Annotated in this window: 13 protein-coding genes; 10 read left to right on the top strand and 3 right to left on the bottom strand. The window is 45.4% G+C overall.

Annotation, left to right across the window (positions count from 1 at the left end; translation table 11 throughout):
- Positions 1 to 17: 17 nt before the first annotated feature.
- Positions 18 to 1,742: a GMC oxidoreductase gene (locus EO132_RS05290; RefSeq protein WP_127136694.1), complete on the top strand. Its 1,725-nt coding sequence runs from the start codon at positions 18 to 20 to the stop codon at positions 1,740 to 1,742.
- A 4-nt stretch (positions 1,743 to 1,746) separates the two neighbouring features.
- Entirely contained in the window at positions 1,747 to 2,457 is a 711-nt protein-coding gene (locus EO132_RS05285; RefSeq protein ID WP_127136926.1) for a gluconate 2-dehydrogenase subunit 3 family protein, read from the top strand.
- Positions 2,458 to 2,684: 227 nt separating this feature from the next.
- Here EO132_RS05285 and hxlA read toward each other — a convergent pair whose 3' ends face one another.
- Positions 2,685 to 3,317 carry a 3-hexulose-6-phosphate synthase gene (gene hxlA, locus EO132_RS05280; RefSeq protein WP_127136925.1) on the bottom strand — a complete coding sequence of 211 codons (633 nt, stop codon included), beginning with the start codon at positions 3,315 to 3,317 and terminating at the stop codon, positions 2,685 to 2,687.
- Between the two features lie 41 nt (positions 3,318 to 3,358).
- Positions 3,359 to 3,943 carry a 6-phospho-3-hexuloisomerase gene (hxlB, locus tag EO132_RS05275; protein WP_127136924.1) on the bottom strand — a complete coding sequence of 195 codons (585 nt, stop codon included), beginning with the start codon at positions 3,941 to 3,943 and terminating at the stop codon, positions 3,359 to 3,361.
- A 192-nt stretch (positions 3,944 to 4,135) separates the two neighbouring features.
- Between hxlB and EO132_RS05270 the strand changes: the two genes are divergently transcribed.
- The 3 genes from EO132_RS05270 (at position 4,136) to EO132_RS05260 (ending at position 7,247) form a co-directional block, all read left to right on the top strand.
- Positions 4,136 to 4,981 (top strand): helix-turn-helix domain-containing protein, encoded by an 846-nt coding sequence (locus tag EO132_RS05270; protein ID WP_235856385.1) that lies wholly within the window; start codon positions 4,136 to 4,138, stop codon positions 4,979 to 4,981.
- Between the two features lie 196 nt (positions 4,982 to 5,177).
- On the top strand, positions 5,178 to 6,632 hold the full coding sequence (locus EO132_RS05265; RefSeq protein WP_127136923.1) for an alpha-L-fucosidase: 1,455 nt from the start codon (positions 5,178 to 5,180) through the stop codon (positions 6,630 to 6,632).
- A 96-nt stretch (positions 6,633 to 6,728) separates the two neighbouring features.
- Positions 6,729 to 7,247, top strand: coding sequence for a DUF5004 domain-containing protein (locus EO132_RS05260; protein ID WP_127136922.1), 519 nt, complete (start codon positions 6,729 to 6,731; stop codon positions 7,245 to 7,247).
- A 76-nt stretch (positions 7,248 to 7,323) separates the two neighbouring features.
- On the opposite strand, the gene EO132_RS05255 is transcribed toward EO132_RS05260, so the two are convergent.
- Complete coding sequence (locus EO132_RS05255) at positions 7,324 to 7,509, bottom strand: CsbD family protein (RefSeq protein WP_127136921.1); 186 nt, start codon at positions 7,507 to 7,509, stop codon at positions 7,324 to 7,326.
- A gap of 285 nt (positions 7,510 to 7,794) precedes the next feature.
- On the opposite strand from EO132_RS05255, the gene EO132_RS05250 reads away from it, so the two are divergent.
- The 5 genes from EO132_RS05250 (at position 7,795) to EO132_RS05230 (ending at position 15,825) form a co-directional block, all read left to right on the top strand.
- The gene (locus EO132_RS05250) at positions 7,795 to 8,823 is read left to right on the top strand and encodes an AI-2E family transporter (RefSeq protein ID WP_127136920.1); all 1,029 of its coding nucleotides are present in this window, start codon (positions 7,795 to 7,797) and stop codon (positions 8,821 to 8,823) included.
- A gap of 103 nt (positions 8,824 to 8,926) precedes the next feature.
- Positions 8,927 to 9,541: a nitroreductase family protein gene (locus EO132_RS05245; RefSeq protein WP_127136919.1), complete on the top strand. Its 615-nt coding sequence runs from the start codon at positions 8,927 to 8,929 to the stop codon at positions 9,539 to 9,541.
- A gap of 264 nt (positions 9,542 to 9,805) precedes the next feature.
- Positions 9,806 to 11,422, top strand: coding sequence for a carboxylesterase/lipase family protein (locus EO132_RS05240; RefSeq protein WP_127136918.1), 1,617 nt, complete (start codon positions 9,806 to 9,808; stop codon positions 11,420 to 11,422).
- A gap of 26 nt (positions 11,423 to 11,448) precedes the next feature.
- On the top strand, positions 11,449 to 15,210 hold the full coding sequence (locus EO132_RS05235; RefSeq protein ID WP_127136917.1) for a family 78 glycoside hydrolase catalytic domain: 3,762 nt from the start codon (positions 11,449 to 11,451) through the stop codon (positions 15,208 to 15,210).
- A 51-nt stretch (positions 15,211 to 15,261) separates the two neighbouring features.
- On the top strand, positions 15,262 to 15,825 hold the full coding sequence (locus EO132_RS05230; protein WP_127136916.1) for a YceI family protein: 564 nt from the start codon (positions 15,262 to 15,264) through the stop codon (positions 15,823 to 15,825).
- Positions 15,826 to 15,845 lie beyond the last annotated feature (20 nt).

The following is a 15,845-nucleotide window of genomic DNA, read 5'->3' as shown; positions in this document are numbered from 1 at the left end:
TAAACCAAACACAGACAATGCAGATAATAGAGAACGGCACGGTCTACGATGCGATCATCGTGGGATCGGGAGCTGGTGGCGGGATGTCGGCCAAGGTGCTCTCGGAGGCGGGCCTGAAGGTCGCGGTCGTCGAGGCGGGCCCATTTTTCGATCCGGCCAAACCGGAGCACCAGACCCAGTTGAAGTGGCCCTATGAAAGTCCAAGAAGGGGCAAGAGCACCCGTTTCCGCCCTTTTGGCGATTTCGATGCCGCCTACGGTGGCTGGGACATCGAGGGGGAGCCCTACACCCAAAAGGACGGGACGCAATTTGAATGGTTCCGCTCTCGGATGCTGGGGGGACGCACGAACCACTGGGGGAGGATCTCCCTGCGCTTCGGCCCGAAGGACTTCAAGCACAAGGACGAGGACGGCCACGGGGACAACTGGCCGATAAGCTATGACGATGTAAAGCCCTATTACGACAAGGTGGACAAGATGATCGGGGTGTTCGGCACCAATGAGGGGCTGCCCAACGATCCCGACGGTTTCTTTCTGCCACCGCCAAAACCACGTTTGCACGAACTCTTCTACATCAAGGGGGCCCGGAAGAGCAATGTCCCGGTGTACCCATCGCGTCTGTCGATGTTGACCAAGAAGATCAACAACGACCGTGGGGTTTGTTTCTACTGCGGGCAATGTAACCGCGCCTGTCAGGTGTACGCCGATTTCTCGGCGGGGACCTGTCTGATCTTCCCGGCACAGAAGAACGGGGGACAGATCGACCTCTTCGTGAACTGCATGGTCCGCGAAGTGACCACCGATCAGGAGGGCAGGGCCACGGGGGTGTCCTATATCAACAAAGAAGACAGAAAAGAATATAAACTGAAAGGGAAAGTGGTGGTGCTCGGTGCCTCGGCCTGTAGCTCGGCCCGTATCCTTTTGAACTCGAAAAGCAAGCAGCACCCGAACGGACTTGGGAACAGCAGCGATGTGGTGGGCAGGTACCTGCACGATTCCACGGGGGCCGATAGAGCGGCCTTTGTCCCTGGGCTGATGAACCGAAAGGTCTCCTACAACGAGGATGGGGTAGGGGGAATGCACGTGTACTCACCGTGGTGGGGCGACAATTCAAAGTTGGACTTCCCAAGGGGCTACCATATCGAGGTGTGGGGCGGCATGGGCATGCCGAGTTACGGTTTCGGCTTCAACGTGAACGAGTTCAACAAGTTCTTCGGGACCAAGGTTGGCGGCTACGGTGACATGCTGCGCAGCGATGCCAAGAAGTACTATGGAGCTGTCGTGGGGATGGCCGGCCGTGGGGAATCCATTGCCAGAAGGGACAATTATTGCGAGATAGACCCGACCAAGGTGGATGAATTCGGTATTCCCGTATTGCGTTTCCATTACAAATGGAGCCAGTTCGAGATCAACCAGGCCAAGCACATGCAGGATACTTTTGAAGAAATATTGATCAACATGGGCGGTGAGCCCTTGGGCAAAAAGCCGGGCAAGGACACCAACTACGGACTGCACAACCCTGGAAACATCATCCACGAGGTGGGCACCACGAGAATGGGGGACGACCCGAAGACCTCTGTGACGAACAAGTACCAGCAATTGCACGATGTGGACAATGTGTTCATCGTGGATGCCGGGCCGTTTACCTCACAGGCGGACAAGAACTGTACATGGACCATATTGGCGCTCTCGATGAGGGCCTCGGAATATATCGTGGAACAACTCAAACAGCAAAACATTTAAGGAGATGGACAGAAGAAAGAGTTTAAAGTCGATAGTACTGGGCTCGGTGGCGGGCGGACTGGCCATACATGGCTGCAAGCCTTCGACGGAAGGTACGGAACTGACGGAGGCCCCGAAGATCACCTACCCGGGCCGGGTGCCCCAGGAGATCGAACTGATCGACGAGCTACAGGACGAACAGTTCTTGAACCCGCACGAAGTGGAGACACTGACGATACTGTGCGACCTTATCCTGCCCCCTTCAGAGGAATACAAAGGGGCATCGGATGCGGACGTTGTGGGCTTCATCGAGTTCATGTCCAAGGACGTGGAGACGCTACAGCCGGATATCCGCGGAGGGATCATGTGGCTGGACCACAAGAGCAACACGGAGTACGGCACGGAGTTCAAGAAGGCGGGCGAGGAACAACAAAAGGGGATACTGGACGGGATCGCATACTACGACCCGGAGACACCGGGCAGTGAACGCCCTTTTGAAGTGAACTTCTTCTCCTTGGTGCGGAACCTGACCATGACGGGCTTCTACACGAGCAAGATCGGGATAGAGGAGATCGGATACAAGGGGAACCAGCCCAATGTATGGGACGGAGTACCGGACGATGTACTGGAACAGCACGGGGTGTCCTACGACGAGGAATGGCTCGCCAAGTGTGTGGACCAGAGTAAGCGTGGCGTTATCGCCGAATGGGATGAGGACGGAAACCTTATCACTTGATGCACAAAGAATAACCCAGCCACCTTTATGGAGCACCATAAAGTTGATTTGAGTTAGTTTAGTTAATTAGTGGCAGATCCTTTAAGGGCCTGCTTTTTTTTGATATCACATATCACAACTGATTTTATGCCTTTTAAGAATGAAAATCACTGTTGTATGAACAAATAAAAGACCATACCCAATGAAGAGGTATGGCCTTTGGCAATGGGTTTATTCTCATGGATATGTTATTCCGCAGATAAAGCCGCTTTGAGTGCCTTGGCAGCTTCCGCAGGGTCTTCAGCTCCGTAAATGGCCCCTCCGGCAACAGCAACAACAGCTCCTGAGTTTTTAACACCATCAATGCTATCAAGAGAGACACCTCCGGCAATGGAAACAGGTACACCGGCACTTGTTGCTTCATCGATCAAAACTTGAATGGAATATCCAGGTTTGGCCTGTTCATCCAATCCAGCGTGCAATTCCACAAATTCTACGCCTAATTTTGTTACTTCTTGGGCACGTTTAACGCGGTTTTCCACACCAATGGTATCCACAACCACACCTCTGTTGTATTCTTTGGCCTTGGCCACGGCCCCCATAATTGTGGCATCATCAACGGCCCCCAAAATGGTAATGTAGTCTGCTCCTGCTTTAAAAGCCATTTCAGCTTCCAAAGCACCGGCATCAGCCGTTTTAAAATCAGCGAAAACTTTTTTGTCAGGAAAAGCCTCCTTCATTGCTGTGATAACACTAAGTCCTTCACTCTTGATCAATGGGGTTCCCAGTTCAATGATATCAATATAAGGAGCTACTTTGGTTGCCAAGGCAATAGCGTCTTCTGTGGTCAATAAATCGATTGCTACTTGTAGTTTAGCCATAATCTATAAAATTTAAAATTCTAATTGTTTTTCTTTTGTAGTTACTCCATGTTCGCATGGCGTTTCCAAAGCTCATCGTGGGAAACACCGGAACGTTTCCATAGATGCTGAATTATCGCGTCAAACACCAATAAAAAGGATTGTTCGAACAGGCTACCTGCATATTGTTGGGATGCAGTGTTGTTCTTATCCTGTTTTCCAGCGGCAGGGATAATCATGGTGTAATTGGATATTTTTGCCAATTGTGCATCTGGATCAGTGGTAAAGCACGCGATTTGTGCACCGCTATCCTGTGCGGTCTGTGCGGCTTTCACAATAGTTCCTGTTGTGCCCGACCCCGATGCCGCAATGAGCAAGTCCCCATTACCAATGGCTGGAGCAATGGTTTCGCCCACGACATAAACGGAATAACCAAGGTGCATTAAGCGCATGGCGGCCGCTTTGATCATGAAACCGGTTCGGCCTGCGCCCAATAAAAATATATGTTGGGCCGCATCAATGGCATTTACGATTTCCGGTAATTGATCGTAATTAAGATGTTGGGCAACCTGTTGGTGCTCTTCGAGAATCATTTGCAGGGCTTCATGTATTGCCCCTGCCTTGGTCGAAACTTCTAAATAATCCATAGGCTTTCAGTCTAATCTTCTTTTTCATAGTCAGGGGACAAAATTAGAGGCCGTTTGGGGAGTGGTTTGTATACAATCTGATAGTTGTGTGGTATAATTTGCCCAAACCCATTGTAGTCATGGTGGTATTTGCCACTTTTGTGGTACATTATGGAAATAGCTTGTTTTTGTAATTTAAAATAGGAAGGAGCAATGATGTTAAGCAACAAGGTTATATATATCCGTGATCTGGCCAATTGTCCATCCTCATACCTTGAAGATCCTGCCCGAAAGGAGTTCTTCGAGATCGTATGGCTTAGGGATGAAGAAGCTCTGCACGAACCACAACATTCTTTTGAGACCTTACGAGGGGATTGGATATACTTGATTCCTCCCTATCGGGTCCATCAACTGAACAAGGCAGGAAAGAAAGGAGTGTTGATTTCCTTCAAACGGGAACTGCTCGAAGGGGATTTAAAAGAGTTTCTTTTGGATGTTTTCCGAATGTTCAACATTCAAGGAGAGTTTTCCTGTTTGCAGGTTAACGAGCAAGCATCACATGGACTTGCTTCTGTTTTTGATTTGTTGATGGAGGAATATGAAAGGGAAGGCGAGCAACTGGTCATGCTAAAAGCTTTGTTGAAAGTGTTCTTGCTAAAGTTGATACAGCTCAAGGAAGAGCATTTTACCAAGCAGGACATCAATGAAAAAAGAGTGTATGAGTTCATGTTGCTGTTGGAAATGAACTACCTTGAAGAACGAACGGCTGAATTTTATGCAGGAAACTTGGGAATCAGCGCCAAACGACTCAACCAGGTCTTAAAGGAAAAACTGAACAAAACGGCAATGCAGCTGATTCATGACCGTATTGTGTTGGAGGCAAAGCGTCAGATTATCCACAGTGAAAACACTATAAAGGAAATAGGCTTTAATCTCGAGTTTAAAGACCGTTCCTATTTCAGTAGGTTTTTTAAGCAACACTCGGGACAGACCCCACAAGAGTTCCAGAAAAGTGTAAAGGAACATGTCCGGGAATACGATAATACCTTGATCAATTAATCGCGCCTGTCTTTGCCGATAAAATCAATGCTGATTCATGCGCATCAATTCGCAAAGGGTGGAAACAATTGCATATTATATCTATTATTTGACTGGATTTGGGTATTTTAAAGCCATGTAAGTTTTGGTTGTCCGAAATGCTTGATTTTCGGCAGTGTTCCATCAAAACAAGTAGTAGCACTAAATTTTAAGCACAATGAAAAAAAGCATATGGCCATTGGCCGTTCTATTTCTGTTGATACATGTATCATGTCAAAAGGAAAACAAGGTCAAGCCTCCGGAACCTTTGGGCCCACTGCCCTCCAACGATCAATTGGCTTGGTACAAAATGGAAATGAACGCCTTCATACATTTTACCATCAATACGTTTACCGATAAGGAATGGGGATATGGGGATGAATCCCCTGAACTTTTCAATCCCACGGCCTTTGATGCCGATCAATGGATGCAAACCTTAAAAGAGGCAGGTTTCAAAGGGGTCATTTTGACCGCAAAGCATCATGATGGCTTTGCGTTGTGGCCTTCGGAATATACCGAACACTCTATAAAAAACAGTCCTTTTGAATCAGGGAAAGGAGATATCGTAAAATCGGTTTCCGAATCGGCGGCCAAACATGGACTTAAATTTGGAGTCTATTTGTCGCCATGGGACAGGAATCGCGCCGATTATGGAGAGCCTTCCTACGTGGAGTATTATCGCAATCAATTGAAGGAACTGTTCACTGAATACGGTCCAGTGTTCGAAATGTGGTTTGATGGAGCCAATGGAGGCGATGGTTACTACGGAGGTGCAAATGAGGAAAGGACCATAGATAGGCAAAATTATTACGATTGGCCAACAACCTTGGGTATGGTGGACTCCATACAGCCACAAGTACTGTTTTTCAGTGATGCGGGCCCCGATTTAAGATGGGTGGGCAATGAAAAGGGAATTGGGGGAAAGACCCATTGGAACACCATTACACCAGATACCCTTTATGCCGGTAAGTTCGGAATCGAGGACTTATTGCAGCACGGTACTCCCGGTGGCACGCATTGGATTCCCGCCGAGGTCAATGTGTCCATCCGCCCGGGTTGGTTCTATCATAAGGCGGAAGACTCTTTGGTAAGGACCCCGGAGAATCTTTTTCAGCGTTACTTGACATCGGTGGGAAGGGGGTCTACGTGGTTGCTCAACATTCCTCCCGATACAAGGGGATTGTTCCATGAGAACGATGTGAAGGCTTTGCAAGGTTTTAGAAAGATTTTGGACAGTGTGTTTGAGAACAATCTGGCCAAATCGGCAAAGGTGGATGCCAGTACTTTCAGGGGAAATGATAAAAGGTTCTCTCCGGAAAACTTAACGGATGGCGATGAGAATACTTATTGGGCAACCGATGATGATGTGACCAGTGCATCTGTTGAAATCGATTTTGGAGAAGTGCACGAACTGAATTACCTATTGCTGCAGGAACACATTGCCCTTGGACAGCGGGTAGCTGCTTTTGATATATATGCTTGGAAGAACGACCAATGGGAAGAGGTGGCCAGTGAAACAACCATAGGGTATAAGCGCATCCTACCGCTCAATGGTGTCCAAACTTCAAAAATAAAGGTTGAGATAAAGGAGGCCTTGGGATGTCCCGTCATTTCCAATTTGGAGGTCTATTGAAAAATCTTGGGGAAAATGGAGGATTTTTAAAATCTCAAACACAACCATTTGCCGTTTAAACCATCACTTAACAAACCTTTAAATTCAATGATGGAAATGAAAAGTAGATTTTTAAGTATTGGAACGGTGTTTTTGGCATGTGTGTCCCTTATCTCATGTAACTCTGATGATGGAATAGAGTGTCCCGAAGATTTTACCGGTGCCTTAACCTCAGTGGAGGAGCAATTGGTGGGAGAATGGATACTGTCCTCGATAGTTGCTACAGAGGAGGTGGATTTGACGGATGATGATGTCGAAAACCCCTCTACCGATCTATTTGGCCAATATTCAGATTGTCAAAGAGACGCTGTGTACACATTCGGAGAGAACAGGTCCTATGTCTACGAGCAGGGGCAATATGCTGAGGACTGTGAGTATAAAGTGGAAACAACGGGAACATGGGAACTCGTTTCCCAAAACTTGCAATTAACTGCTTCTTGCAGCATTCAGTCCACTGCCATTGAATTCAATGGCGATGCAACCGAATTCAGCTTTTCACAAAACTATAATGTGACCGATGTGAATGGGAGAACTTTCCGTAGTGATGTTGTTTTTACCTATACCTTGGTCCCCTAAGCGGTTCGATTTTATATGCACAGTATAAAAAAAGTCCCCGAACTTCGGGGACTTTTTTGTTTTATAAAAGGGGATACTATAAATTCTCGATTTCCTCTTTCAAGGTTTCTTTGGATTTTCCTGTTTTCTCTTGTACTCTTCCTAGCATCTCTTCAAATTTACCTTCGGAATAAGAAAGGTCATCATCGGTTACCTCACCATATTTTTGTTTGAACTTTCCTTTTACTTGTTTCCATTTACCTTCCAATTGATCACTATTCATGGTTGTATTTTTTTATGATTAATAATATATCCAAGCTAAGGTATAATGCTTAAAAGGCTTGACTTGAATGGTCCTATTATTGACGCAAAAGCATAATTCGGGTCGTTCCAAAAATATTTTTCAGGGCAATAAAAATCTTGAATGGAGTAAGGATAAACCTGTTGTTTTTACAAATTGTAATTGTTGTACGATTGGACTTCACTTCTGACCAAGCTGAAAGAAACCCATCTGTACATAGAACCATATGAATCAATGACATCCATTTCCCTAATCGATAGATAACACATGACACGAATACATCCTAAAATTGTACGGCAGATTTTCATTCTACTCTTGATACTTCTTATGGCAGGGCTCATTTTTCTGGAAATAGCCCCTTATTTTTCTGGTATCCTGGGTACCATTACCTTGTTCGTTCTTTTGAAAAAGCCGATGGAAAAGTTGGTTGACAAGGGATGTAACCCAACATTGTCAGCCATTGTTTTAATGTTTATCTCCTTTTTCATCATCCTACTTCCCATAGCTGGAGCGTTTTTTATGCTGGGAAAGAAAATAAGCAAGGCCGTTGATAATTCGGAGCAGATAACCTCCATGATCAAATCCCAACTACAGACCTTGGAAGACTATGTGGGTTTCAAAATTACTTCACAGGTGGATGCCTCTGCCGTAACGGAATGGTTGACCACAAATTTGCAGGGCCTTGCAGGAGGGACCTTTAATACCGTCATAGCCATTTCCATTATGTACTTTTTATTGTATTACATGCTGACCAATCGCGAAAAGTTATACGAATCACTTTACGAGTACATACCTATTGGCAACCATAATCTAAAGATTATTGGAGATGAAGTGCGCGAAATCGTACGTGCAAACACCTTGGGTATTCCTCTGGTCGCTTTTGCACAAGGAGTTGTGGCCTTGATTGGTTTCTTGATATTTGGCGTGGACAATGCATTGTTTTGGGCCATTATGGTAACCATTGGTTCCATGATTCCATTCGTTGGGAATTTGTTGGGTACATTGCCCGTATTTGTAATGTCCCTATCCAATGGGGACAATTTTCAAGCTTGGGGAATTTTGTTGTACGGAACCATTGTGGTCGGGTCCACCGATAACCTTATTCGTTTATATGTGCTCAAAAAGCTCGATGATGTGCATCCGCTGGTAACCTTGATCGGTGTTTTGGTGGGTATCCCCTTATTTGGATTTATAGGTCTGGTGTTCGGTCCCTTGCTCATTAGTTTGTTTTTGGTCATCGTACGTATCTATAAAAGGGAATATGGAAAAGAGGAACAGGAAAAGTCCATCAATTAGTGCAGAGAAGCAATTCAAAAATGATTCGAGTCAATATCTTGAGGATTCGAGATAAGGGACATGGGTGTTGATGACTACCTTTATTGAAAAAGGTAAAAGTACTATGATTATAACGACAGAAGAAGACCAAATCAGATTAAGAAATATCGCAGATACTGAATATGAAATCTATGCCCTTCTCAAACAACGGTATAGTCCAAGAATATTCAAGGAAGAAAAAATAAAACAAGGGCACCTCAAGCAGCTTTTTGAAGCGACCCGTTGGGCCGCAAGTTCATTCAATAGACAGCCATGGCGGTTTATCTACGCGGAAAAAGGCACGGAAGCTTATAATAAAATGGTGGATTGCTTGAGCGATTTCAATAAATCATGGGCCGTCAACGCACCTTTGTTGATTTTGACCGCATACAAGGAAAAGACCGAGGAGGGCAAGGAAAATTTCCACGCACTCCATGACCTTGGGTTGAGTCTGGGCAACATGACCGTCCAGGCCCAATATTTGGACATTGCACTGCACCATATGGCCGGAATCGATTGGGAAAAAGCCCAAAAAGTATTTAACGTCCCCAAAGGATATCACATAAGTACAGCCATAGCCGTGGGCTATTATGGTGGGAACATGGAAGATATTTCTGAAGATTTACAGGAAAACGAAACAGCGGAACGAACAAGAATGCCGCAAAAGGACTTTGCCTTTAAGGGCGAATGGAAAGCTTAAGTTACCCCCTTAAACCTAATTTACAAAGCTCCCGAGATATTCATCTTGGGAGCTTTTTTTTTGAAATATGTGGTCAGGTTCAAAGAAAAGGATAAGGACAACAAGGTTTTGGCAGAACAGATAAGAACAGTTATCCGAAGGTTTAGTCTTATTATTGATTGGGATACTCAGAGTAAAATATGATGCGTTTTCAGGTCTATTATTTAAAAATCATGAAAAAATAAGTTAAATTCTGGCGAAAAAAAAATAACTAAACACACTGATATGAAATTCAAAAAAATATTGTTCCTGTTCCTCATGGCCATTGGGACAAGCACTCTAAGTGCACAAACTGAAGTTGTTACAGGAGCCGATGTTGCCGTTACAGATACTGAATCAGGCAAAGTCCGAGGGTTTATCCAAAACGGAATTTATACCTACAAGGGAATACCCTATGCGACAGCTGACCGCTTTATGCCGGCAAAGAAAGTTGAGCCTTGGGAAGGTGTAAGGAGCTCTACCATGTATGGGCCCGTTGCCCCCTTGATGACACCGACCACACAGGTGCAAGACGAATCCGAATTCGTTTTTGATCATGATTGGGGGTATACCAGTGAGGATTGTCTTAGGCTGAATGTTTGGACGCCCAGTATCGACGACAACAAAAAAAGGCCGGTCCTTTTCTGGATTCACGGAGGTGGTTTTACCGCCGGGTCCAGTCAAGAATTGCCATCATATCACGGAGAGAACTTGAGTAGCAAGGGAGATGTGGTTGTGGTATCCATTAACCACCGATTGAACATATTGGGTTTTTTGGACCTATCTGCCTATGGTGATAAATACAAGCATACCCCAAACAATAGTATGTTGGACATTGTTGCCGCTTTGGATTGGGTAAAGACCAATATTTCCAACTTTGGAGGAGACCCAAACAATGTGACGATTTTTGGTCAATCAGGTGGAGGCGCCAAAGTCAACACCTTAATGGCCATGCCAAGGGCGGACGGATTGTTTCATAAGGCCATCAATCAAAGCGGGTCGTTCAGGGGCAGCTTGTCCATGAAAGAAACCACTAGGGCCATTGCAGCTGAGGTCTTGAACCAACTTGACCTTTCAGAAAATCAGGTCGACAGTCTTCAAACCATACCTTTTGACAAATTAAGTGCAGCTGGTAGTGCCGCTTTGGCAATAGTGGCCGAGCAAATGAAAGCAGCGGGAGTTGTTCCTGTTGGAATGAATCTCAATTGGGGACCAAGTAGGGATGGCAATGTGCTTCCCCACGATTTATTTTCTGATGAAGCATTCGAACTTTCCAAAGACATCCCTTTGATGCTGGGCACCACCAAAAATGAATTTACACCATTTATGAACGGTCGTTTTTTCAATGCATCCGAAAAAGAGGTTATGGCACATATCAAGGAAACGTATAAGGATAAGGCAGATGATTACGTAGCCGCTGTGAAAAAAGCTTATCCAAAGGATACCCGACCATCTGATCTTTTGGATATCGACAACACCTTTAGACCAGGGGCCGTTTTCCAAGCCAACAAGAAGTCGCAATTGTCCAACGGGGCACCTGTTTATATGTTCATGTTCACCTGGCAGTCCCCTGTTTTTGATGGGAAGTACAAAGCACTTCACTGTATGGAGCTTCCCTTTGTTTTCGATAACATAGAACGTGCTCGCCAAATGACCGGAGGAGGGGAAGAGGCCCATGTATTGGCCGATAAGATGAGCAGTGCTTGGATCAATTTTGCCAAAACGGGCAATCCCAATCACGATAGCTTGCCACAATGGCCTCAGTACAACCCAGAGAATACAGCAACCATGTTTTTCGACACTACTTGCGAGGTAAAACCGCAACATGACAAGGAATTCTTGGCTTTGATGGCTGATAGATAGCAAATTGCACATCTAAAAACTAAACAATGGAACTATTTCCGAAAACAATGGCTGTCCTCTTGTTGGGAAGTCTTCTTATGGTTATTTCCTGTGGCTCCCCAACTACACAAATCGAAAACCTCAGGGTGGCCTATGCAGAAAAACCGTTGGCCGTGGAAGATGAAAACCCTCTTTTCGGTTGGCAAATGACATCGGATGTCATTGGACAGGGACAGCAGGCATACCAAATAAAAGTGACCAAAGAGGACGGGAGTCAGATTTGGGACAGTGGAAAGGTCGAAAGAGGTATCTCGAATAATATCGCATACGAAGGAGATGCTTTGGAACCCGAAACGGCATATACTTGGAATTTGACGGTTTGGGATGTGGAAGGGAAAACCTATACACAAACATCCAGCTTTGAAACAGGTTTGATGGATCCCACCATGGCAGCATGGGATGGTGCACAATTCATAGGGACGAATACTTTGACTTTGGATGCCGCATCGGCATTACTTTTTGATATCAAAACCGATGTCCAGATTCTGGAAGGAACCACTGCATCACTGATTATTGGTGCCAACGACTATAGGTTCAACGATAAGTTCCAGAACATCAATAATGCCGAGGGGGAAAACTACCTTAGGTTAGAACTGGATATTTCCGGTGTCGGCGATGCTCAAGGGGCGGCCTTGAACATATATCGGGTTGGTTTTGATCCGAACGACTCGGCAGCAGTTCCATATATGGTAATTTCCAAAGAAAATTATCCGCAGACCAATATCAATGAATTGATCACGCCGGGCAATAAGAACGAAATGAATGCACTGGGTGTCAGCGTGAATGCCAGTAACCTTGTTATTAACATCAATGGTAAAATGCTGCGTTTGGAGCCCGAAGACCCTAATAATCCCATACCCCCTCAATTTAGGGAAGTAGGGTTTTCGGTCACAGGTGGCGGTGGAGGAAACTTTTTGACGTATCCACATATCAATTCCGTTGGCTTTGGTGCAGAACCGGGCAGCCATATGGTTTTCAGGGATTACAAGATTCTGAATGCAGGGAAAAGCGACCCCGACAACAATACGGTTTTTAGCAAGGATAGAGGAGCAACTTATACCATATTTGAAGATTTTGAAGGTGTGTCCATCAATCAAGATGGCAACATCGAAGTGCATAATGAAACAGACCAACCCTTGATTCAATATGCAGACCCTAGCCATGGGTCGGCAACGATGCTGCGTGCGGAATTCAGCACGGAAGATAAAACCATTGCGAAGGCAAAACTATATGTGACTTCCATGGGGTCCAATGAAGTCTATATCAATGGGGAGCGGATAGGAGAGGACTGGTTTGCACCAGGGGCCACACAATTTCGTGAAACCTTGGGTTACTATGCCTATGATGTCACGGAAAAAATCAGCCAAGGCGAGAATGCTATAGGGGCCCTGATTTTTCCGGGTTGGTATACGGGCTACATGACCTATACGCCTGCAAACTTTAACTTTTTTGGGGATACCGAAGCTTTATTGGCCAAATTGGTCATTACCTTTGAAGATGGAAGCGAACAAACGGTGGTAACCCATACCGATTCATGGAAAATATTTACCGAGGGTCCTGTGGAATACGGCAGTTTTTTCCAGGGAGAACGCTACAATGCACTCAAGGAAGAACAGATTATTGTGGATGGCGATATTAATGGTTGGACTACTATTGCCTACGAAGCTGAAGGTTGGGCCCAAGCTGAAGAGGTCGAGCCCAGGGAATGGATTGATTTTGAAATCGTTTCCCGTTACGATCGTCCCGTCCGCGTAGTGGAACGCTTGCAAGCCACCGAACTCATGGAAGTGCACAGTGATGATGAAAGCACTTACACCTATAATATGGGCGTCAATATGGTAGGGGTTCCTTCAATTACTGTGCCCGAAGAATGGCTCAAAAAAGGGGATACCGTTATTTTAAGATACGCGGAGCAGGTCTATCCAGGTCTGGATGGCGATGAACCTCAATACATCGATATGTATGGGTATGAGAACGGAAAGGGAGTCGCAGGACGTATTCTTACTGAGAATTACAGGGCCGCCATGGCCACGGATTTCTATATAGCCAAAGATGATGGTCCAACTGTGATTCAACCCAGAACAACCTTTCGAGGGTATCAATATATTCAAATTACCTTGCCCAATCATACGGGAGCCCTACCACTCGAAAATGTTGTGGGGCTGTCCTTATCTTCGGATGAACTGCCAAGTGGAACTTATGTTGCGACCACTTCGGATGGAGAGACAGGGGAACTGGCCAATCAACTTTTCAAAAATATTCAGCGTAGTCAATTGGGGAATTTCTTTACCCTGCCAACCGATTGTCCACAGCGTAACGAGCGGATGGGATGGACAGGAGATGCCCAAGCCTATACACGAACAGGCACCTATAATTCGGATACCTACAATTTTTTCCGTCAATGGATGGTCGCATTACGCGATGATCAAGGTGTGGGCAGCGAAACAGAGGCCCCAGGAGGAATCGGCAGCACAGTACCGACCTATAATATGACCGATGATACCAGCTTTGCCAATGGAACAACCTGGGCTGCGGCAGTATGTATGGTGCCATGGCAGTTGTATGTGCAATATGGGGATACCAAAATCATTGAAGAAAACATGGAGACCATGCGCCTGTGGTTGGATGGGATGGACCATTACGATTTCAATGAAGAGTATACGTACTTATCCTCCAAAACCGACGGACTTGCCGATTGGTTGGCCATGGACAACAATACACCGCCTGAACTGGTGAACAATGCCATTTATATTTATATGATGGAAGTCACTGCGATTATGGCCGATGCCATCGGCGAAACTGCATATGCCAATGAACTTAGGGACAGACATCAAAAGGCGAAGGAAGAGTGGAACCAATTTTTTGTGGATTCAGCATCGGGTAGGACCAGGAATCTTGAAGGCTTTATTGTGCACTCCCAAACTTCCTACGCCACCCCTTTGAACTTTAACGTATTCAACGAGGAGAATAAACCGAAGGCTGAAGCCTATTTGGCAGAATTGGTGGCGATGCCATCCAACAGTAATACCAATGCAGATGGCTCTCGAGTGGAATACCCCATGAGAGAGGGCCCTTTAGGAGGCTTTGGAATGAACAGCGAACAGGTCACGGAAGATTTCTTGCCCTATACCATTACCACCGGGTTTTCGGGAACACCGAATATCTTGCCCGCTTTGAGTAGGGGAGGCAAGGTAGATGAAGCTTTTGAATTATTTTCAAGTACCGATTATACGTCATGGTTGTATCCCGTTACCAAAGGAGCGACATCTATTTGGGAGCGTTGGAACGGATTTAAAGCGGCGTTTAAGGAGAACAACGAAAACCGAATGAACTCCTTCAATCACTTTGCACTGGGTGCCGTTGGCCAGTGGATGTATGAGTTCCAATTGGGGATTACAACCGACCATGAATCTGGGCAAGCTGGATATAAAAAATTTGTACTGCAGCCTCAGGTGGCAGGTGATTTTGAATCCCTCTCCGGTAGTTACGAATCCAATTATGGGGTTATCAAGAGTAGTTGGACCTCTGATGGATCGGGGAATATGACCTCTTACAAAGCAACGGTACCTGCAAATACCAATGCCACACTTTATTTGCCAATGGTCGTGGATAACGAATCTTTTGAAAACACCAAGGGAGTGATTTACAAAGGAACGGATATGCGCAACGGTATCGAGGTGGGAGTATATCAATTAAGCTCTGGAATCTTCAATTTTACACTTGCAGATGGCACAGTGCAGGTTGATTAGCAAAATGATCTATATTTAAACTTTACAATCACAATTAAACAATTACAACGTATGAGAAAACTGTCAATTTTTCTGGTAATGGTTCTTATAGGGACCACCATCCAAGCACAATCCACTTGGAAATCGGACAATGCACATTCCAAGGTGGGATTCAGTATAACCCACTTGATGATCTCTGAGGTGGAAGGAAGTTTTGGTGAATTTGATATTACGGCCACCGCCGATGATAATTTTGATGATGCTTCTTTTGATGTGGAAATCAAAGTAGCAAGTATCGATACCGATAACGAAAACAGGGACAACCATTTGAAAAGCCCTGACTTTTTTGATGCAGAGAAGTATCCTTCCATAACATTCAAAAGCACAAGTTTTGAAAAAACAGGGGATAAGACCTTTGCCCTTACAGGAGACCTTAGCATGCATGGTGTGACCAAATCTGTTAACTTGGAAGGAAAGGTAAATGGCGTCATTACCGATCAGCGTAGTCAGAAATTAAAAGCTGGATTGAAATTAACGGGAACCGTGGACCGTTTGGAGTTTGGTGTCGGAGGAGATACACCCACCTTGGGAGATGATGTGGAATTTACGGTAAACTTGGAGATGGCTCAACAATAGTGTATATCAACCTTAATGTT

It is taken from the genome of Flagellimonas oceanensis (assembly GCF_003992595.1).
GTDB classification, from domain to species: Bacteria; Bacteroidota; Bacteroidia; order Flavobacteriales; family Flavobacteriaceae; genus Flagellimonas; species Flagellimonas oceanensis.
This window is presented reverse-complemented; position numbering and strand designations above follow the sequence as displayed.